The 22,072-nt window shown below is 48.6% G+C and carries 18 protein-coding genes; all 18 read right to left on the reverse strand.

Going from position 1 to position 22,072, the window contains the following annotated elements; genetic code table 11:
• Positions 1–45: 45 nt before the first annotated feature.
• A complete protein-coding gene (locus tag ACFOLF_RS14095; protein WP_210044742.1) occupies positions 46–684 on the reverse strand; it encodes a hypothetical protein in 639 nt (212 codons plus the stop codon).
• A 210-nt stretch (positions 685–894) separates the two neighbouring features.
• Positions 895–1,089, reverse strand: a complete 195-nt coding sequence (locus ACFOLF_RS14100) for a DUF3934 family protein (protein ID WP_210044743.1) — start codon at positions 1,087–1,089, stop codon at positions 895–897.
• 224 nt (positions 1,090–1,313) lie between these two features.
• Positions 1,314–3,257 carry a ribosomal protection-like ABC-F family protein gene (gene abc-f, locus ACFOLF_RS14105; protein ID WP_210044786.1) on the reverse strand — a complete coding sequence of 648 codons (1,944 nt, stop codon included), beginning with the start codon at positions 3,255–3,257 and terminating at the stop codon, positions 1,314–1,316.
• Positions 3,258–3,616: 359 nt separating this feature from the next.
• Positions 3,617–4,006, reverse strand: a complete 390-nt coding sequence (locus ACFOLF_RS14110; RefSeq protein ID WP_210044745.1) for an iron chaperone — start codon at positions 4,004–4,006, stop codon at positions 3,617–3,619.
• Positions 4,007–4,066: 60 nt separating this feature from the next.
• Positions 4,067–4,726: a hypothetical protein gene (locus ACFOLF_RS14115; protein WP_210044746.1), complete on the reverse strand. Its 660-nt coding sequence runs from the start codon at positions 4,724–4,726 to the stop codon at positions 4,067–4,069.
• A 338-nt stretch (positions 4,727–5,064) separates the two neighbouring features.
• On the reverse strand, positions 5,065–5,562 hold the full coding sequence (locus ACFOLF_RS14120; protein ID WP_210044747.1) for a hypothetical protein: 498 nt from the start codon (positions 5,560–5,562) through the stop codon (positions 5,065–5,067).
• A gap of 51 nt (positions 5,563–5,613) precedes the next feature.
• Entirely contained in the window at positions 5,614–6,009 is a 396-nt protein-coding gene (locus ACFOLF_RS14125; protein WP_210044748.1) for a YxiJ family protein, read from the reverse strand.
• 323 nt (positions 6,010–6,332) lie between these two features.
• Positions 6,333–6,809, reverse strand: coding sequence for a GNAT family N-acetyltransferase (locus tag ACFOLF_RS14130; RefSeq protein ID WP_210044749.1), 477 nt, complete (start codon positions 6,807–6,809; stop codon positions 6,333–6,335).
• Between the two features lie 26 nt (positions 6,810–6,835).
• Positions 6,836–7,489, reverse strand: coding sequence for a M48 family metallopeptidase (locus tag ACFOLF_RS14135; protein ID WP_210044750.1), 654 nt, complete (start codon positions 7,487–7,489; stop codon positions 6,836–6,838).
• Between the two features lie 176 nt (positions 7,490–7,665).
• Positions 7,666–10,509 (reverse strand): discoidin domain-containing protein, encoded by a 2,844-nt coding sequence (locus ACFOLF_RS14140; RefSeq protein WP_210044751.1) that lies wholly within the window; start codon positions 10,507–10,509, stop codon positions 7,666–7,668.
• A 123-nt stretch (positions 10,510–10,632) separates the two neighbouring features.
• The gene (locus tag ACFOLF_RS14145) at positions 10,633–11,742 is read right to left on the reverse strand and encodes a peptidylprolyl isomerase (protein WP_210044752.1); all 1,110 of its coding nucleotides are present in this window, start codon (positions 11,740–11,742) and stop codon (positions 10,633–10,635) included.
• 204 nt (positions 11,743–11,946) lie between these two features.
• Entirely contained in the window at positions 11,947–13,386 is a 1,440-nt protein-coding gene (locus tag ACFOLF_RS14150) for an alpha-L-fucosidase (RefSeq protein WP_210044753.1), read from the reverse strand.
• 32 nt (positions 13,387–13,418) lie between these two features.
• A complete protein-coding gene (locus ACFOLF_RS14155; protein WP_210044754.1) occupies positions 13,419–15,176 on the reverse strand; it encodes a glycoside hydrolase family 35 protein in 1,758 nt (585 codons plus the stop codon).
• 33 nt (positions 15,177–15,209) lie between these two features.
• The gene (locus tag ACFOLF_RS14160; RefSeq protein WP_210044755.1) at positions 15,210–16,079 is read right to left on the reverse strand and encodes a carbohydrate ABC transporter permease; all 870 of its coding nucleotides are present in this window, start codon (positions 16,077–16,079) and stop codon (positions 15,210–15,212) included.
• Positions 16,080–16,081: 2 nt separating this feature from the next.
• Positions 16,082–16,972, reverse strand: coding sequence for a carbohydrate ABC transporter permease (locus tag ACFOLF_RS14165; RefSeq protein WP_379114665.1), 891 nt, complete (start codon positions 16,970–16,972; stop codon positions 16,082–16,084).
• 93 nt (positions 16,973–17,065) lie between these two features.
• Complete coding sequence (locus tag ACFOLF_RS14170) at positions 17,066–18,466, reverse strand: carbohydrate ABC transporter substrate-binding protein (protein ID WP_210044756.1); 1,401 nt, start codon at positions 18,464–18,466, stop codon at positions 17,066–17,068.
• 204 nt (positions 18,467–18,670) lie between these two features.
• A complete protein-coding gene (locus tag ACFOLF_RS14175; protein WP_210044757.1) occupies positions 18,671–20,239 on the reverse strand; it encodes a response regulator in 1,569 nt (522 codons plus the stop codon).
• Positions 20,232–22,037: a cache domain-containing sensor histidine kinase gene (locus ACFOLF_RS14180; protein WP_379114667.1), complete on the reverse strand. Its 1,806-nt coding sequence runs from the start codon at positions 22,035–22,037 to the stop codon at positions 20,232–20,234. Before ACFOLF_RS14180 ends, ACFOLF_RS14175 begins: the two co-directional genes overlap by 8 nt.
• Positions 22,038–22,072: the final 35 nt, after the last annotated feature.

The raw sequence follows: 22,072 nt of genomic DNA on the forward strand, positions 1-22,072 counted from the left end.
CGCCTCTTGGCCCATGAACCCATTGTTAATCCTATCAAGAATCTGCTAAATTAAAGAACGCTGCAATAAAGGAACGATGAACGTTTTGTACGCTTCTGCTTGTACCTTCAACTGCGGACGGACATGCCACATATGAATACTGTCAACATTGTCATTCCGGTGTTTACCAATCCTTGGAATACCGGATTTTTCCACGCTTAACAAGTCGAATACCTCCCGCTTTCTTTTATTCAGCAAGCTATGTTCCTTCAGTGACCAGCCAACCCAATTGCAAACGTAAGTTCCGGCCGACATGGAATGAAGATCCGTTTCAATAACTTTGATGTAACTCCCCTTATTCTTGAGCTCTGAATATAACTTTAGCGCTTTATCGAGATTGCCGCATCTCAGGTTAAAAAGATTTTCAATGCGAACAACTCCTTCATACCCGGGAAGTGCCTGATACATAATTTCGCAAACTGCTTTCATTGTTTGATCGAGGGCAATCGTTCCTGTAACGGGGGAGCCGTCTTGGCAAAGCAAATTTGTCCATTCCTCTTCATCGGATAGCCGCGATCCGCCTGGATTCAACATAGTGAGCTTGATTTTCTTACCCGATCCATTCCCAAAGCGCAGTTCTGCTGCCGTCCTGAAAATATGTTCGTTTACTTTGATAAACGTACCGGTCGCCTGAACGTGATTCATCGAACAACCTCCTCAAAACGCTAAAGCCTAAACTCTAACCAGTCTTAAATAAAGGGAATTCAAATGCGAACAGATTCTATGCAGCTCCAGAAGGTTTATTGCCCGTTTAAAAGCAAAAAAGAAACATCCTAAGCATCTTTGCAGGTTGTTTCTTTCTCTCGCCAGATCAAATATTCATTTTCAACGCCTTATCCTATCCACGGTTAATCATCAACTCTTGCCCTTCGCTCCATCAGCCCCGCTCCCGCCTGTACCGCCATCACTTTTCCCGGCTTCCGCCGGTTTCCCTTTGCCTTTGCCTTTCCCAAAAACCTTCACGGCGCTCTTCGCCTTGGCGCTCTTGTCCCATCGGGTCCAGCCCTTGCGGTCTGTCCCTCTGCCTGTTCCGCCTTTACCCTTAGCCATATGACCACTCCGATCTATTATCGTTCATCCCATTAATATGGCCCACATAAGTGGAGCCCCTTCGTCCAATTCGGGCATCCGGGGCTCAATCACTAATTGTTATCACTTCGCACCAGTAATGAAAACCAGTATAACCTACACCAACAGCTTCTAACAACAGCGCTGCTTATCAAATTTCGCCGATTCTATCGACGCAACGAGCCTCCCCCGCTTGACCAGCACCTTCAATTCGACAGCTCCATCCATATTTCCAGAAGCTCATCCAACTGCGATTGCCTCTCTTCCCGCTCACGCCATCTCGCTTCAAGCAGGACAGCATCGCCCCTGGGATCGAAATGGTGCAGCTCTTCATCGGTACGGGCCAGCTCCGTCTCCAGCGCAGCAATCTCAAGCTCCAGCTGCTCGCGTCTCCGCTCGACCGTCCGGGACGAGCCACTGCTTGCTGCGACGGTTCCTGCTCCCGGCCGCTGCCGATCAGCGGATGCCGTCTTGGCTCCCTGCGTCTCTGCACGCGGCGGTGCGCTCTCCTGAATATGCGGTTCCCCACGCTTTTCTTTAAAATCATCATAATTACCGAGATACGCGGTAATCCTGCCCTGATGCAGCTCCCATACGCGCTTCGCCAGACGGTTAATAAAATAACGGTCATGGGAAATGGCCAGCACCGTTCCCGGAAAATCCTCCAGCGCTTCCTCCAGCGCTTCACGTGATGCCACATCAAGATGATTCGTCGGCTCATCCAGCAAAAGCAGGTTCGGCTTCCGCCTCACCAATAATGCCAGCCGCAGACGGGACCATTCACCGCCCGAGAGCATGTTCAGCGGCTTGAAGACGTCCGCGCCATAGAACAAATATTTTGCCAGCACATTTCGCGCTTCGCCCTCCTCCAGTTCGCCCTCCGTGCGAAAAAACTCCAGTACCGTCTGCTTGTTCTCTCCCAGCGGCTCCTGCTGAGCCAAATAACCGATCTCCACACGCGCTCCCCGCACGATCTCGCCTGCATCCGGCTCAGCTTCGCCCAAAAGCAGCTTGAACAGCGTCGTTTTCCCCGAACCGTTATCCCCAAGCAGTACGGCCTTCTCACCGTAGAGGAGACTTCCCCCGGTACCATCCAAAATCACCCGATCTCCGAATTGCTTCACCACACCTTCGAATGTGATGACCTTACGGCCCGAACGATCAAGGGGAGACAGCTCGAAGTCTGCCGTTTTCCGCTCCAGAACGGGACGCTTTACGGCCTCCATCCGCTCCAATGCTTCTCGCATCGAGGCTGCCCGTTTGAAGAATTTCTCGTTTCCGCCGATACGCCCCCATTCCTCAAGCTGGCGGATCGTCTCTTTCATCTTTTTCATCACCTTCTGCTGCTCTTGATAATGCGCGAACTGCTGCAGTAGCCTCTCTTCCTTCTCCTTCATATACCCGCTGTAGTTGGTGAGATACGTATGGGCTTCGCCGTCCTCCAGTTCGATCATTTTCGTGGCTACAGCATCAAGAAAATAACGGTCATGCGATACGATGACACATGCGCCGCCATAGCGCTGAAGGAACTGTTCCAGCCATTCGATGCCCTTGAGATCCAAGTGATTCGTCGGCTCATCCAACAGCAGCAGATCGGGATGGACGACCAGCTGGGATGCCAAAACAATCCGGGTCTTCTCTCCGCCGGACATACTGCCGAACCTTCGCCGGTCGTGGCTTCGATCGATTTGCAGGCCGCTCGCCACCTGATCAATGGCCGTATCCATTTCATAGCCGCCAGCCTGCTCGAACCGTTCTTGAAGCAGCGCATACATCTTGAGCAGCCGCTCCATCATTTCCGGATCGGCAGCCGCTTCCGGGCTGGACATCTGCTGCTCCATCACCGACATTTCCTGCTTGGCGGCCGTGAGCTCCCGATAGCCATAGGCCAGCACTTCATATACAGTCAGTTCCTCAAACTCGGCCGGAATTTGCGGCAAATAGCCGATTTGCAAATCCTTCCGGATGGTCAGCAAACCCTCATCTGCCTGCTCAAGGCCGGAAATTAACCGGAGCAGCGTGGATTTTCCGCTCCCGTTGCGGCCGATCAGACCGACTTTCTCACCTTCATGGAGCTGCAGCGTAATCCCGTCCAGCACCAGGTTTGCCGCATGGTATTTTTTTATCTGTTGAACATTAACAATAATCATCATTAAGAGCCTCCTGTTGGATGAAGACCCCAGCTTGAATACACAAAAAGAGCCGCGGCAACAAGCCCGCGACCCTTAGGATGGTAAAGCTATCCGTGTGGTTAAGGTAGGCGTCTTCTCGCGAATGGTTCAAACGTATAATCTTCATTGGACAGACTGATCCCGTTCGCGGAAAATGCATGAACAATGCCAGCCATAGCAATCGGCAGCTGGCTAATACGGTTGTTAACCATTTCGTGATTCACCTACCTCACCCCCTTCATTATTCGTAAGTTAAAAATAACACAGACCGCAGGGGTATGGCAAATGGGACCCGCGGAGAATCTGATAAACGTATCCCTATTTCTCAGAAAAGGAAGCTAACTCTGCTTTTTTAATTTGGCTGCTGCCGCTTCTATATTCTCAGCCACTCTAAATTGAACGATTCTGCTTATTAATTCATAAGGCAGCGGCTCATCCAAAGGGAATTGTATGGACCCTTTTGCCCCTTTGTATTTCGATAACTCCTGCTTGAATGCAACAATGCCGCTTGGCGCCGGATAAAATCCTATATGGTTCTTATATGCTGCAAAATGCACCAAATTCCCATGCTGCGCGTATGTAGGCATTTGGTAGCTTATCTTCTCCTTTGCGTCCGGCGCCGCCTCTTGGATCACTTTTCTTAACGCTTCAAGCAAAGCCTGAATCTCGGAGGGGAATGTTGAGATATATTCATCAACAGATTCATACGTGATTTTGTTTCCGTCCATAATTTCTCCTTTCTTGACTCCTTTTCGTGACGTTAATTGAATTTCTGCGTGATTATGGTGTTAGCTGGTAATCCGGCTCTCTTCGATAAACGTGATACCCCAAACTTTAAATAGATCCTTCAATTCATTTGATGTTTGACTGATAAAATTCTTAACAGTCTCTGGATGAAAATATGCCGGTTTTATCTTTGGCTCGTTATCATTATTTTGGAGCCAATTTAACTTATTATCCCGATATTGATTTACTTCCAGTAGAGTAACAAAAGGCTCTATTGTATACGCCTTAGCTTGTGTCAATCTTGAAAAGAGATTATCCACATTGTCCATTGACCTCAAGAGATTAAATTCTATCTGGCTGACTTCGTTATTATAGATTTTCCTAATCTCATTTTTATCTCCATGGTAATCGTTCTCAAAGCCGCTATAAACCGCCTCGGTCCATCTCAAATCAGTATAGATATGGGTGAAGTATCCCAAAATGTAATCCTTCCATTCGACCTCTGAATGAATTGATAAATATTCCAGACATTTCTCCATAATTAATTCTTTGGCTGGTAATTGATTGTCACGCACCAGATGAGTAATCCCCTTCTCTTCCCTGGATATATTCCCTCTCATATGTACCGCATCCGGGGCAATACTGCCTATTAATAAGTTTGGCGAAGGATTTGCGAATGAAATATTCGTAGAAAGTGCAAAATGTACCATTGGCCAAGGCAATTGAATGTTTCCTCCCCTTTGTCTCATTCATTTATATTTATTTCAATAGTTGTTTAATTCGCTCTGAATTGTCAAATATCTTTGAGATCCCAGCTTCGATCCGGATGCCATTAACACTACGTACCACTCAACCAATACCAATGGTCGTTATATTTCTTGACTTCAATAAATTTTGAGCCAATCAACTGTTGATCAAGTGCATTACCATTGCTTGTATATACAAACAATCCAAAGTCTATTCTTCTGTGGCCAATAGGATTCGAAACAACCGAATTTGTAACCTCATAGGTAATAATTGGTTTCACCCCTTTACTAATACTCTCTTACTACCGGAAAGACTATCTCCTAAAGAAATTATTCATTATCCCTAAGGATTTGATGACCATTATATTTCCATTCTGATCTTTGAACGTATCTTTTATTTTCAGGTAAATACCTGTATTCGTTTTTGCTCTTGAAATCCAATCCAGTTTTTTATTCTGAATTGTGCAATCTTCCGTTATTTTAGCACTGGCACATGAAATCTGGTGTTCCTCAAGAAGCCAGTTGAGATACCTCTTGTCATTTGGAATACTAATATTCAAAACAATAATGATAAATAATAAAGCCAATAAAACTCTTACTACATTCTTATTCATATCTATCCTTTCAAATACGGTATGTTCTTGACTGCCCCATCCTAGAGCAGATATCATGTCATACTTTCTTAGTCTTTGATACAAAGAGTAACCATCTATAAAAATATCAGCAAAGATTGTATTTTTATTACTTTCTCTATTAGGATCAGATTCATCAAATCTTTGTGAAAGCCTTGTTTCTATGTAATTTATTTTCATCTTTTTTCTCCAGTCTTTGCAGGGACTTCACCTAAAGTTACTTTCAACACACTATTTTTCAATTTCTTTCAATTTAATTAATTCGATCAGCTTCTGCCTTAGTTTCTCGATCACTTTCCACGTCTTGTGTAGCTGCTCATACTCTGAAAAATCATATGGTTCAAGAAACTTGTACTTTGGAAACCATTCAAAAAATGATTTATTTAGCCATTCCATTGTTTTGTATCGTTCTAATGGATCTTCAAGTTTCTTTACTATTCCTCCAGATGATAATCCATAAATAAACATCATGTATGTATTAAAGTCCGCTGTAATCAGTTCATGTGAGGCATTCCTTCTGAATTCTTCTGTAAAATCATATTTCAATTGTCTAAAGTCTTTATACGGAAACGGACCTATTGTTTCATGATGATATATTTGTACAATCTCATCAATCAGCTTCTTCAAGAACTCACCTCAAGAAAAAATTTTTGTTTCATTTCAGATAAAGTTCTTATATTCACTTCTATTGCTAGTAAAGTCATTAAAAACATCTACGCTTTCTTTTTATCTTTTGCAGTGGTTGTCTGGGTGGAATCCAATCCCCTGCCCTATACATTCTACCAATACCAGAATATTCCTTCTTCAACTATGGCTATAGAATGCTTTAGCATGGAACAGAAAAAGGAACAGTCTTCCCATATGGAAAAGACTGTCCGGTTGCTTCCGGGTGTTCAAATCTGCACGCTCAAATAGTTCCATATAATGTTAATATATCTACATTTACCCCTTCAATTATATGTCATCCATACTGTATCTCCCAAAACCTCAAACCCCTGTTTAAACCAGAAGTTCCGCGATTTATCCAGCGTGTATACGTACATTTTTTTATTGGGATATTTCTCTTTAAGCCAGTTCATAAAAAAAGCGGCATATCCCTTGCCTTCAAATTCCTTCAGAACATCCAACGCTTCAATAAATATAAAATGGGTTCTGTTTTTGATATCAATATAGAAGTCCCTCTCCAGATACTTTTCATCATCATTAAAATAATCCTTTTCCGCCTTGCGGATTAACTGTTTCCCGTTATCGTATTCCCATACCACGCCGTACCCGATCATAGCGGTATCCGCTTCAATGATATAGATGTCCTCCGGTAATTCCGACTTGTCTTTCTTGCTCAATTCTCCTGCATGATAGCCGGATTTCAATTCGCTTAACAGGTTCTGCATACCTGGATCAAATGGTTTTGCGCTAATGGTTGGCATCTGTGAACTCCCTTTGCTGTTTGTTTTTAAAGCGTCATATTATGCCCGTGCCTGGCCAGATACTCTTCCTTCTCCTTATAATCCGGCATCACGCTTCCTACCCGCCGCCAGAATGAACGATCATGATTCATATGCGTGAGATGACACAGCTCATGGATGATCACATAATCGATAACTTCAATTGGAGCCATGGCCAAACGATAATTAAAGGTTAATTTTTTATCCGAGCTGCAGCTTCCCCACTTGGTTTTAGATTCGACGACCTCCATGGTTTTGGGTTTTACTTTCAGCTGTGCCTGATATATTTTGATCCGTTCCCCCACAATCTTCTTGCAGCTTGCGAAATAGAATCTCTTCAGACTGCTTTTAAGCTCTTCTTCATTTAAATCCCCGGTCTCTATTAGCTCGTGAAGAAAATAATAGTTGCCAAGATGCAGGAACTTCCCGTTGTCTTGATAATCTCTTATCCCTGAGGTATCCCGAGCCTTCGCAATGGATTGTAATTTATCCAAAATCCTTCGCCCATGATGTTCCACAGCCCTCTTAATTATTTCATCACCTGTATGATTAGGAGCCCTAACGGTTATGTGGCCCAAAGAATCGATTTGAATCGAAATCTTTTCTCTGCTTCCATATTGAACATTAAATTCGATTGTATGAGCTTCAAAATCAATCTTCATAATCACCATCGTTCCTGTAGGGTTATTTCTCATGTTTCCCTTTTTCTCTTTCCCCTATTATATCAAGACCTATTCTGTTTAGGCAGGCTTATATCGGCGGAGTGGCAGGTTGGGTAAAAAAACAGGCGGTCACGCCCGGGTGGGAGCGACCGCCTGTTTTCGATAACAGGGTAAACTTATTTAAGATGAATGGGCACCGAAAAGGTTTTTCCGTTATTAATCTGGAAGGGTTCTTCTACATGAAGGGTTACCACTAAGTCATACAAACCTGGAGCAAGTTTTTTTGTGTCCAGATTATACATATATTTTTTGCCTGCAAGGCGGAAGGTATTCCCTGCCAGAACTTCAGTGCTGGATAACTCGGCAGGTACGACTACATTCGGATCATCGCCTTTGTAGACAATGGACAACGTAGCAGCTGCATGACTGACATTCTTCCCTGAAGCGTCAGTCAACTCGAATTTTAACGGGATGACACGGCCCTGATGATACGTATCATTTGGCTTCACCGGAGGCAGGAAGCCGCTGAACCTTAAGGCGCTGTCCGCCACAACGACTTTTAAGGGAACAACCGTATTCTCACCATCTAAAGTAAATTCAACATCAAATCCGTATTCGCCGACAGTCAGAGAATCAAGATAATCCCTGGCAAGATCTATCCGGACCTGGTTTAATATATAATCTTGTCCTTCAACCAATAATTCACCGTCAAGCTTGATGCCGCTAAAGTCATGGCCGTTTTTCTCAAGAAAAGCTTTGGTAGAAGTATTCCTGTTCAGCGCAGCCTTATCATACTTAATGGTGTCTATATGAAGAGCAGGCGCTGTCGGAGTGCGGTCATAAAGGGCAGCATCGTTAAACGGCAATGATCCCGCTGCAAGACTGGAGGTCACATTCAACCTGAAATAACGTCCTGTAACATTATCAAAGTCCAGCGTATAATCACGGATATTGACCAGGGCTCCGCTTTTGATAACTGTCCAGTTAACGCCGTCAACCGAGTAGTCCAGGAAGTAATTGCCGATTCTTGCCTCCTGTTGATTGATCACGAACCGCCCGAACGTTTGCTGCTCTCCCAGATCAAAGGTGATGGTTGTCGGATTGCTTGCCGTAGGCCTTCTGCTCGCCGTTTGCCAGCGTGTATCCAGGTCCCCGTCAACCAGATTGGCGATATTCTCGCCCTGGAGAGGATGAGATACCGAGATCGCAGATGCCGTCAGATCCGATACCAAATTCCCCGGCCTCGCATAGCTTAATTGCGGCTGATAATCATCAACTACAAAATCCTTCGGGTCCGTGAAGCTGCCTGTCTGAACTTCATGAATACCTATATCGATTCCACCATCTCTATACAATGGATTCCCGAAATAATCTACGGTGCCTGATTGCTCCACATATCTTCCGGCATTAATAAGCGGGGAGGTTTCCTTGAGCTTATAGCTATTCGTTCCTTCATAAAGCCCGGTCGTATAAACGGTCGGGTCGCCGGCAAACTGTGGATCCGCCGTTACTTTGTACAAATCTACGGGCTCAAAAGCTCCCCGTTGTCCACTCGCCTCATAAATAGCGTTATTCTGGAACTTCATGTTCTGGATACCGGGAATGCCGCCGGACACACGTCTTGCCCATGTGGTAGGGGTTGTTTCATTATAATTGTAGAAAATATTGTTGTAGAGATACATCGCTGATTTTATTTCCTCATCGTGAATCTCCATCTTGGCCCCGTCATAAACAAATACATTGTTTACAAAATAGGCAGGGGACTTGTTGACATGAAGCTGATTCTTAATTAATACTCCATTATCGTTCACGCTTAAGTTGTATCTTGCGACATTGCCAGCCGCATTTCCCATATAAGACATCCAGCCTGCCGGATTATCGTGCGTATAGTTGTATTGATATTTCACGTTATAGCTGGAGAATTCAAAGTCGAACGCGGTTCCATCGTAGAAAGCGGAAACCCCGTCATAAACCTCGTTAAACTGCTGGGTTACGTCTGCGCTTGCCCATGAGTATAATCCGGCCGATACAGAGTCATATCTTTTGAGAAAGCCGTTTACAACATTGTACTCCACAAGCATATTCTTGGTATCAGCCAGTTGAATGGCACCCTGCCCGATATTTTCAGCGTAATTATGTCCAATATACACGTCCCGATTGTAAAGGTCCTTGTCCTTTATCCAACCCTGCTCCCATTGTCCAAGATCATTGAACCAGTTAAATCCGAATTGAATGGCATGGAGCTCTGTCTTGATTATAGAATTATTGTCGATTCTGACATCCTGAAAATAGTTGGCGCCATCCGCATATTCCGTATAAGGCTTTTCACCGAAAATCTGAAAGTTGATTCCGCCGTAATGTATTTTCTGCCAGGTTGTTACCCCGTCAATATCATGAATGTCATTGTTCGTGATTCTAAAGTAGTTCATGATCTTATCATCCGATTGAAGCTGGTCTGCATTAATGGATATGCTGATACCGTCTCTTACGACCTGTCTCTCGGTTCCCGGTACGTTAATGTCGACGTCAAAATCATCATCATTCGAGATTTCAAGATTATGAATCTCCCAGTACTGCTGATTGATCAGAATTACGGCTCCTGTCTTTCCTACTAAATCCATATCTTTATACCATACATTCCCTTCATTATAGACAGGAGTAGGCACATTGCCGTTTACAGCGATATACGGCTTGCCCAGACCCGGATCGCCATACCGGTCAATAATGATCGGCTTTCCTGCTTGTCCGCTGCCTTTAGGCCAAAGCTGCTGATCCTCCCACACCTCTCCCGCCTTCAGCAGAATCCGGTCTCCCGGCTGAAAGGTCTTTGCGTTGACAGGCGCAAAGGTTTGCCATGCCGAATCGGGCGATGTTCCATCATTGCTGTCATTGCCATGGGTAGCATCAACATGATAGTCGGTGCCGGCAGTGTTCGTTTCTTCCGCTGATGCGCTGGGCGAAAATACCACCAACGATGAAAACGTTGTCAAAACCATTAAAAACGATAAAAATTTCTTCATCTCATTATGCACTCCCTTTCAATTCGTAAATATGAATTCGATGGTATCTGTTACCATCATACATAGGTTGATCAGCGCGCAACATAGAAGATCCTTGCTTATTCATGGACATTTCTCATGATTTTAGAAGGTTGTTTTATTATAATTTTTTTCGTTTATTTTGATTTCCGCTTTTTTAATCAGCTCCTTGATATAGGCCTCGTACTTCTCGTCAATGACCATGCTCTTTACAGCATTCTTATTTTGTGCGTAGGCCTCTGGTTCTCCATTTTCTTTGCTTGTTAACATAATCAGGTTGTAACTGCCGTTGTCCTCCAGAATCTCCTTGCTGTATTCATTGATTTGCAAAGATTCGGCAGCTGACCGCAAGTTAAAGGCAGACCGTACATCCGAGCGGTAAGAATCCTGATTGAAGGTTTGAGTGAGTATCTTGCTGCTCTCATTATATTTTTTGGAAGCGTCATCGAAGCTCATTCCTTTATCCAAATCAGCAAGCGCATTTTGCGCTTTGCTGTACGCATCCTCCATATGCTCCTGAGTACGGTAAGGGATAGAGATCTTAAGGATCTTATAGGAAACATCCTTGCTTGACCAACGATCCTCGTTATCCAGATAGCTGCTTCGGGCTTCATTCTCGGTAACAAAAAAAAGATCCTTGTCTGACCTGCTCAGTAAATCCTTCAGATTAAGGCGTAAATTGCTCATAATGTGATTATAATATTCGCTTTCGCTATAGGCCCCCGGTCCGTAAACGACCTCCCCCTTCGCTATTGCCGATTTTCTTCTCCCGTTCTCGATTTCCAATTGGTTCAGCATATCCTTGTAGGAGCTAAAATCGACCAGGTTATGTTCCTTTGCCAGCAATAATTCTATTTTTCTTCTGACCGCTTCATCCAGCGCCCGTTCTCTAAGTATTTTCATTGGATTCTCGCCGTTAAAATCGCCGCTCCAGAAATCAGCATTTATTCTTGCATCATACTGGACTCTAAAATAGTTCTGGACATCAGGTTTTAACCTCTTCATCTGCGTTTCCAGTTCTCTTGCTGCAATGGGTTCACCATTCACTGCTGCAACCTGCTTAAAATCCGTTTCACTTAACGTCGATACAGCAACGGCCGCCGTTCCCAGTACTGCAGCTATTACGGATAATAACAGCAGGATAAATCTTTTCTTAACAGGCATGGCGGCGTGATTCTGTGCGGCTTTTGTTTTTATGCTTTTTCTCTTAGTCACCCTATCACCTCCATCAAAAGTGGTATTATATTCTATTATATGGCCACATCGGCGCCGTTAACATTGAGGATCTTCACTAGAAACTGGATATTCTTTTCTTTTTAATGCTATTGTCCAGTTTTCAAGGCCAACGCATAAAGAAAGCGTCCTGGCACAATGCTGCCCTGACGCTTTCTCGCGGTTTACAAATCTAATTCTCAATTTTCATAGAGTCCGGGTGGGACCGCTCCTGTACACTTCAAAACGGCTGATTGTCGGATACCAACGTGATTCCGATATGATAAGACGGACATGCCTGGCCCGTACTTCGTCAAAACGGCAAATTTTCTTATACCCAATGACAGAACCTTCGCAGAGCGGCCTCCAGTCCTGCCCGTCCCGGTATTCAATGTGGAAACTCTCTACGCGTTGGCCCTTCCTGATATACTCGGCTAACAGGATTCTATCGAAAGCCTGTTCGCTGCCAAGATCGAATTCGAGCTCCGCTTGCTCCACTCCTTCAGGCGGACACCAGTACGTCAGAGAATTACCGTCGGTGGCCATCTCCGCACGATGCGGGTCGTCCTTGGCCTGTGAAGCCACCGCGCGGACTCCGGCTGCCAGATTGGTTTGATAAGCTTCCCGGATTCGTTCGCCAAGCTCCCTCATTCTGCGGGCGTCATTCTCATGGATGAGCCCTCTTTGGTCGGGAGGCAAATTAAGCAGAAAAGCGGAATTGCCGCCGACGATCCGTTCGTACAGGTCCATCAGCTCGTCAAGCGGTTTCACAAGGTCATCCTCGGACGAATGATAGAACCAGCCCGGCCGGATCGAAGTGTTCACTTCAGCCGGATACCAGGCGACTTCATCCGTATCAGCCAGTATCCTCCGGCTGCCCAGATCATCATTCTCCGATCCGACCCGTTTGGCGAACTCCCGGTCATCCGCCTGCTGCGAATTTGCCTGAATTTTCTCATTGTCCTTCATGCTGGCCGGTACGACACTCCACTCCGCTGTCCGGGTATGGCCAGCCTCATTGCCGCACCACCGTACGTCCGGGCCGCAGACGGAAATGACGGCATTCGGCTGATGCTGCCGGATGATCCCGTAATAGGCGTCCCAGTCATAAACCTGCCGCTTTCCATTCGGCCCTTCCCCGCATGCACCGTCGAACCAGACACAGAACAGCTCCCCGTAATTCGTGAGCAGCTCCCTCAGCTGATTGACAAAGTAAGTATTATATTCCGGGGAGCTGCCGTAGCTCGGCTCGTGACGGTCCCACGGTGATACGTAAATACCGAATTTCAGGCCGGCTGCACGGCAGGCATCGGATACCTCCCGGACCAAATCTCCCTGACCGTCCTTCCACGGACTGCTTTTAACCGAATGACCGGTATACGCGCTTGGCCACAAGCAGAACCCGTCATGGTGCTTGCAGGTCAGGATAAGTCCCTTCATTCCTGCCGATTGGCACACTTCCACCCATTGTGCAGCGTCCAGCTCCCTCGGGTCGAATATGGACGGACTCTCATCGCCATTGCCCCATTCCTGATCGGTAAACGTGTTGACCGTGAAATGAATAAAGCCGTAAAATTCCAGCTCCTGCCATGACAGCTGCCGCTGCGACGGGATTGTCCCGGCGGCCTCCCGAATCGATACTCCCACTTAAGAACACTCTCCTTCTTCTCCGCTGGCTATTATCCCAAATCCGCCTTGTCCGTCAGTCTGACTACAGAATCTATCGTACCGTGAAGCTCAAATACGATCAATTCATTCTTGCCTTCCTTAAGCAGCGGGGCGGGTACGTACAGCGTACGTGCCGGCCCTTCCTCCCAATAGCGCCCCAGGTTAAAGCCGTTGAGGAAGACGCTTCCTTTGCTCCACCCGTCCAGACGGAGGAAAGTATCAGCCCGGTCATCAACCTGGAATGTTCCCCTGTAGAAAGCCGGAAGCCGATCTGTTCCGGGCTGCCTCTGTCCGATTAGCGTTTCGAAGGCAAGTCCCTCCAACGAATCCAGGGGCAGCGGATAGATCGTCCAATCGTATAGAAACTGGTTGTCCAGCCTCACGCCCTCGGTGATGCCTTTGGCATCACGCATCAGGGGGCCATAATTAACCCGTCCCATATTTTCAACCAGGATGTCAAGCCGGACGCCGTCCGGCGGAACTTCGAGCGGGAGGGCGAGCGGATTCCAACGCTCCACCGCACCGGCATACATGCCGTCCGCGAATACGAGCGCCCGATCGCGCACCTCTTGAAGCATCAGCTGCATCCCGCTTCTCGGCCCGGTTATGCGCGTTGAATATAAGATAAAGCCGTATTCTTGACCAACCGTCTCCATCGGGTCCGGGCATGTCCGCCCAATCGGGGATGACAGGCGGTCCAGCTGATCGAACAATCCGGCAGTTTGGTCCAACCGGACTTCTCCATAGGCCCGCTTGGGGACAGGCTCGGGCAATTGCAGCTTGGGCAGATCCACATAGCGCTCCAGCACTTTTCGCACGGCATAAAATTTTTCCGTCGGCTCCCCCGACTCGTCCAGAAGGGCGTCGTAATCGTAGCTGTTCACCGTCGGCTCATACTGCTTGATATGGTTGGCGCCATTGTAGAAGCCGAAATTCGTGCCGCCATGGAACATATAGAAGTTAACCGAAGCTCCCTCCCGCATAATGTCCTCGAATACCTCCGCCACCTCCGGAGCCGGGCGGGACTGATGCTTCTCCATCCAATGATCGAACCAGCCGATCCAGAATTCCATGCACATCAAGGGACCATCCGGTTGATACTCGCGCAGCTTGCGGAAGGCTTCCCCCGCCCGGGAGCCGAAATTGACCATCCCGAGCACGCCCTCGACCATTCCGCCCTGCAGCATATGGTCCTCCGGTCCGTCCGATGTGAACAGCAGCACGTCCATGCCGCGCTTGCGCATGGCATCCCGGATATATTCCAGGTATTTCTTGTCGTTGCCGTAGCTTCCGTACTCATTCTCGACCTGCATCGCGATAATCGGCCCGCCGTTCGTACTTAACAACGGCTTTAAGCGGGGCAGAAGCTCGTCGAAATAAGCATCCACCTTGTCCAGATAAGCCTTGTCGAAGCAGCGCAGCCGCATGCCGGCGTCCGCCAGCAGCCAGGCAGGCAAGCCGCCGAACTCCCATTCCGCGCATATATAGGGGCTTGGCCGCACGATCACATGCAGCCCCAGCTCCCCCGCAAGCCGGATGAAATTCTCGATGCCGGCGATGCCTTCGAATTGGAATTGGCCTTCCTTCGGCTCATGCAGATTCCACGGCACGTAGGTTTCCACCGTGTTCAATCCGCAGGCCTTCAGCTTGAGCAGCCGGTCCCGCCAATACTCGGGAACAACGCGAAAATAATGGATCGCCCCCGACAAGAGACGGATAGCCTTGCCGTCGAGGACAAATTGATTCCCTTCTACTCCGAAAACAGCCAATTCAGCACACCCTTCCCTCTTATCTGTTCTTTATTATCCTTTCACTCCACCCAGCATCATGCCTTGCGTGAGCCTCTTCTGGAGCAGCGCGTATACCAGTATCGTCGGTACGAGGACGATGACCAGCCCGGCGAACAAAGAACCCCAGTCCGTGGCATACTGCTGGATCTGCATCAGGTTGGACAGGCCGATCGGGATTGTTTTCTTCACGTCGTCCGTTATGAAGGTCATGGCCAGCACATATTCGTTCCAGAAATCGAAAAAACTGAATACGATCAAGGTAATGATTCCCGGGCGGGCCATCGGGATAATGACCTTGAACAATGTGCCAAAATAGCCGCAGCCATCGATCATGGCCGCTTCTTCATAATCATGCGGAATGGATTTCATGAATCCCGTCAGCAGGAAGACGGAGAAAGGCAGACTGCCCGTCGCGTAGACGGCACTGAGCCAAAAACGGTTGTTAAGCATATTAAGATCATTCATCATCAGGAAGAGCGGTACGATAATATACACGCCGCCGATGAACAAGCCAGCCATGTAGAAGTTGGTCAGGAAAGAACGGCCGCGGAAATTCATCCTTCCGAGCACGTATGCCGTCGGAACAGCCGTAAACAGCAGCACTGCCATCGACATGGCGACGACGAGCACGGAGTTGACCATATAGTCGCCAATCCTGGCCGTTGTGAACGCCCTTGCGTAATTACCGAAATGAAGGGCGGAAGGAAGGGACCATGGACTTTCCATGACCTCGGCATTCGTCTTGAATGAGGCGAGTACGTTCCAGACTAAAGGGTATAAAACGATCAAAGCCTGCAGGATCAGGAAGATGCGCAGCACAAGCTTGCCGATACCCCTGGATGATTGACTTCTTGCCTGGACGGTCGAAGGATAAGCGGACATGTTTAGTTGGATCCCCTTTCCGTTAATTTGTTGCTGATCATGGCAAGCAGAAGCGAAATAACGAAAATAAACACGCCGATTGCCATGGCATAGCCGAAATTCGAGTTCGTAAACGCCTGGCTGTACAAGTAGGTCATCACAACTTCCGAATGGCGGTCCGGACCTCCGGCCGTCATAATGGACACGATGACGAAGCTGATCGAGAGAACGCCGTTGATGCTGAATACAATCGTAACGCGAATGATCTCCCAAAGCATCGGAATGGTGATATAGAAAAATTGCTGGATTCGGGTCGCGCCGTCCAGGTCCGCTGCTTCATATAAGTCGGGAGAGATGCTGTCAATCCCGGCCATGTACATGACCATGTAATAACCGGCCGCCTGCCAGATGAGCGTAACTGCCAATGCCCAGAGCACCGTGCGGGAGTCGCCAAGCCATGCCATCGCCCAATCGCTCAGGCCGAGGATTTCAAGACCGGAGTTGACGAATCCCATCGTGGGATGATAGATGAACGACCACAGAATGGCGATGACGACGAACGACAGAATGCTCGGGAAGAAAAAGACCGTACGGTAGAAGCTGATCTCCTTCAGCTTCGATTGCGTCAGCAAGGAGGCGTTGACTAGCGCAATAAGAAGCGTGAGCACCGGTACGATAAGCATCAGGAAGCCCGTGTTGCGGAGCGCGAGCAGGAAGGTATCGTCGTGAAACATATCCACGAAATTTTTCATGCCGATGAATTTCATATCGTCGCCGACGCCGGTCCAACGAAACAGCGATTTATGGAAGATCTGAATGGCCGGATATACTTTGAACAGGGAAAATAGCGCCAGCCCCGGAATCAGGCAGGCTGCGATGAAAAGCCCCCGTCTCGTTTTCATGCTCATATTCATGGATTAAAGCCTTCCTTTCTGCCCTCAAGATGCAGGAAAACCTGCCGGGTTCATCCGAACGCGCGGCAGGTTTCCGGAAAAATAGGAGCCTTATTATTGATCTCCGTTTTCTTTCAACTCAGTTTGAATGTTGGTGTAGACCTTGTACAGCTGGTCACTGTACTCATCAAGGCTAAGCTGCTTGTTCATAATGGATGAGATCGGCTTGTAGATTTCGTCGCTCGGGTTGTATTTGCTTCCTTTGGCTACCGATCTGAATGCACCGTTAACCGTACCCATTCCGCTATCGACCGCTTTATACACATTGTAAGTCGATTCGGAAATAAATGCCTTCGCCATGTCCGGAGCGCCTTTGACGGCCAGCACCCCTTTCGATTTCTCGGCGTTCAGCTTGACGCTTTTGTCGCTATACAGGTATTTCAGGAATTCTTTAGCCAGTTCAGGGTTTTTCGCTTTTGCCGGAATGACCAGCTGCTCAACGTTAGTCAATGCGATCACGGGCTTATCCGCCTGGAAGGCCGGCACTCCAAGGAAGCCGAACTGGAAGCCGTCCTCGCGTGGCGCATCTTTCATTTCATCCTCAAACCACGTTCCGTTCGGAATGAACATGGATTTGCCCTGCATGAACGCCGTCTGCGATTGCGTATGATTCAACGCGATCGTACCCTTCATCAGCGCGTTATCCTCATTTGCGATTTTCTCGAGCACACCCCAAACCTGCTTGAAGGTATCGCTTTTCCAAAACTCGGGATCGAAGTTGTAGAACTGGTCGAGCGCTTCCTGACCTCCGACGCTGTAGATAGTAGGAACGATCATCTCTTCAAGATAACCGGGATATAAGCCTTGATAAGTAAAGAGCTCGCGGCCGTTTTCCTGGGCAGTGGCATTAAGCGCGAAAAACTCGTCCCATGTCTTTGGAGCCGCAATGCCTTTTTGGTCGAATAAGGCTTTGTTGTACCACAGGCCCATAACGCCATAGTTGTAAGGCGCCATGTACACTTTTCCGTCGCCGTATGGAGAGCTCGACCTGGATTCCAGTACGCCCGGCAGGATCTTGTCCTTGAGCGGCGCTCCTCCGTCCTCTCCAGGGCTGTTGAATACGTCGCTAAGATCGGTAAGCGCTTTGTCTTTAATTAATCCGTCAAGGATCGGGGTATTATCGCTGCCCGCAATATACATGAAATCGGGCGGGTTGCCCGCGACGATCTTCGGCCGGACAAGCTCGGCGATTTTCGGGCTTGCGGTAATGGTAATCTTCGTACCCGGATAGTCGCTCATGAAATCCTCAGCAATCGTATCCCAGTATTCCCGGCCGTAACCGCCCTGGAACACGGCAACGTTCAATTCGGTATTTTCGAATTGCTTCCCGCCTTCAGAAGAACTGTTCGCCGTGGATGGCTCATTAGCTGTGGAAGACCCGCCACTCGAATTACCGTTGTTCGAACCGCATCCTGCCAATATCGAGAATGCCGTGATGGATGCAGCAATCGTCATTAACCATTTTTTGTGTTTTATTTTTATGACCCCCTCATCCTGTGTTGGTATTATTATAAGCTCCAAGGGATTCCGCACAAATGAACAAAAGACATGATGTTCATGGATAATTTTCATCCTGACTCTCCATCGTGAAGACAGGAACTGGACATTTTGTCGATGGCATTATAGGATCGTACAGGAATCCGGCTCCCGGCCCGCTTCCTACTTCACATGCTTCGGTGCGATTCCATAACGCTTTTTAAACAGGCGGTTAAAGTAGAACGGATCGGGAATTCCGACCTCGATGGCCGCCTGCTTGACCAGATATTTGCCGGATGCGAGCATCTCGTAGGCCTTGACCATGCGAATTTCGTTAAGGGTGGTCAGTATGCTCTGTCCGGTCTCTGCTTTGAATACCTGGCACAAATACGGCCCGGACAAGTTGACATGGGCGGCAACGTCCGCAATGGAAACCCGATCCGAATAATGCTTCTCCAGATAGAGCAGCGCTTCTCTCACTTCTTCCCGTGCGCCAGGCAGCGCCGGAAACTTCCCAATGGATTCGGAGACTTCCTCGGCAAGCTCCCGGATCGTTTCCATCAGCTGTACGTCCGTATCCGCTGCTTCCACCTTCTTAAGCCACGGCTTCTCGTCCCAGGCATAACGGATTCCGAGCTCCTCCGCGTTGGCCACGCTCCATATGCCTCCACTCAAAGCCCGTTTCAGCACGCGGGGATGGATATGCCGCTCGGCTGCAGTCTCGACAAGTCTCATTGCGCTCTCCGTCCATAGATCGATCGCGCCGCTATTCGGCTTTCGCAGGCTGTCGCGCAGCCTGGCCTCCGCACCCCGGAATTCCTCGTCATCTTCTATCGTGGCCAAGCGGTTCGAAATGCCCCCTATTCTCGGCTGCGAATAGAAAAGCAAGCCCTCCGCCTGCCGGTTCCGGCTCATTTCTAGAGAGAGCTCCTCCACTCCCGCTGCCACCGCTGCATAGACCACACCGATCCGCACGTTGTAATACATAGTGACCAGGCTCATCATCCGGCGTGCCAGCTCTTGCGGATCAGCGGAGAGCTGGTCTGTCTGATAAGCGGTGACCAGAAGGAACCGCAGTTGACCGGTGCGAATGACATTCGTCCAGCGGTTGCCCGGAAACAAGCCGTCCGCCAGCTTGACCAAGGTCTCCTGGAAGCCGCCCGACTGGCGGAGCCCCCGTTCATCGCCGTGCAGCAGGACGACGAACGAATAGATGCGCAGCCCTTGTTCCAGAGAGAAATCCTCTTTCGCATGGGCGGGCAGCCGCAGCGGCAGCCCGGCTTGAACCGAATCCATTTCCTGAAGCATCGTGCGGATCCGATCCTGTGTCCCGGAATGGCTTGCAGAGGCTTTCGGCGCAGTTTGACGCTTCGCCCTTCTGCCATCCAGCTTCGAGGCCATCTCCTCCAGCGTCTGCATGAAGCTCTCTGTCTTCAGCGTCAGCTTGAGCATGTAGTCGTGCGCCCCGCGTTTCAGAGCCTCCCGTACGAGATCAAAATCGTTATAGTTGCTCAGTACGAGCACTTCCCCGTCGAACCCTTCGGCAGATAGCCGTTTGATTAGCTCCAGTCCATCCATTTCCGGCATCTTGATATCCGTAATAATAATATCCGCGCCCGTCTTATGGGCCATCTCCAGGGCGGTCAAACCGTTGGCGGCGGAACCGGCATAGGCGAAGCTCTCCCATTGGATTAACGTTTTGACGGCATGGCGGACGATCATTTCGTCATCCACAATAAGTATCTTATACATGTTCCTGACCTTCCTTCGTCAGAATAGGCAGCGTAATAATGGTTTCCGTTCCTGTGTTAACCTCGCTCCGGGTGATCAATCCGTATGCGGTTCCGAAATGGATGCGGATCCGTTCATCCACATTGGCCATTCCTATCCCGGACAGCTTGGCATGCGACTTTTCCCGGGCCTGTACATCTTTCATGTCAAAGCCTTTACCGTCATCCTCAATCCTTATCCGAAGGAAAGGACCATCCTTGAAGCCCTCTACTTTGATACCTACTCTTCGTCCGTCCTCGCTTCCCGCGTGAAGAATGGAATTCTCGACGATGGGCTGCAAAATGAATTTGGGTACCAGGCAGGTGTACAGCTCTTCATGGCTCATTCCGCAGGAAAGCTTGAACGAATCCCCATATCGGATGCGCTGAATCGTTGCGTAGTGAAGCAGGTTCTCTATTTCGCTCTCCAGCGGAATAAGCTCTTCCTTGACGAGAATCGTATTGCGCAGCAGCTCGGACAAGGATTCGATTCCCTGCTTGACGGATTCGTTGCCGCTCATCATAGCGCTCCATTTTAACGAATTCAGCGTGTTGAACAGGAAGTGCGGATTGATCTGCGCCTGGAGCATCTTGAGCTCGGCATCCCGCTTCGCCTGCTGCCCGGTCTTGACCTGATAGATCAGGAGCTTAAGCTGCTCAACCATCCTGTTGATCGTCTCTGTCAGCTTGCCCATTTCGTCCGGGTGCGACGTCCCGATCTTGGTCTCCAGCTGGCCAAGGCGAATCTGGTTCGCGTACTGCAGCAGGGATCGCATGGGACTGCTGATGCTGAAGTAAATCCACAAGGCCAGCATGCCGGAGAGCAGCAGCGTGAGCAAGCAGATAAATACGATGTCACCCCGCATTTCGGATAATTCCGACACGAGAAAAGCGTGGGGGACCAATCCGATCAGGTACCAGTCCGCAGACCGGATGTAGCTGCTCACCACCAGCGTCTTCTTTCCGCCAACGCGGGCATAGAAGGCTTGCTCCTTGAATTGCCCGGTTACCTTGTCGAATACTTCGCTCTTCTCGAACAAGGTGCCCTGGGGAATTTCCGGGGATACGGAGGACACGACCATTCCGTTCGCATTGGAAATGTAGATGCTGCTGCCCGCTCCCAAATCGACTTGTCTATATGTATTTCTGGAGAACACCTTCTCATCGATCAGAATAATGAGAAATCCGAGCCGCTCATTCATATTGTCTTCCGCGTAAATCATCCGGCTGAGCGCAATCCTATTCGTCCCCCGATTGGAGCGGATATACGTCCAATATGCATTGCCGGGCGACGTGTCGACAGCTTCCGCCAGCTTGTTCAGCTGATTGTCCGGGTACCATTCGTAGCCCAAATCGAATACCGTTTGTCCGTCGTTCGTGAGGATGACCACGTTGGATAAATTGCTCAGACGGAAAATTTGCTGACCCAACTCATTTTTAATCCGGGTCTGAAGCCCGTTTTTCTCATAGTCGGTCATTGTCCCGAATGCCGGCAGGCCGCTTTGAATCGATCCGTTGATAATAATGCCTTCGCTCAAGGTTTCATACTGCTCCAGCTCACGCTTGGCGTTCTGGGCCAGTTCCGTGAGTACTTGCACGGAGGAGGCGCTGAGCTTGCCCGAAATCGATGCTTCATACTTCATATTGGAATACAGGGCAACGAATAAAACCGGCAAAAGGGAGGTAATCAGAAAAGCCGCAAGCAGCCGGTGCTTGATGGAGAGCCGCCTGAGCAGCGGTGAGGAATTCCTGAAACTTGAATGATGGAGTCCTTCGGACACAGATGGCACCTTCTCTGTTGTGTATGGATTAATTA

This window comes from Paenibacillus sepulcri, from assembly GCF_042647105.1.
In the GTDB taxonomy this organism is placed as follows: Bacteria; Bacillota; Bacilli; order Paenibacillales; family Paenibacillaceae; genus Paenibacillus_Z; species Paenibacillus_Z sepulcri.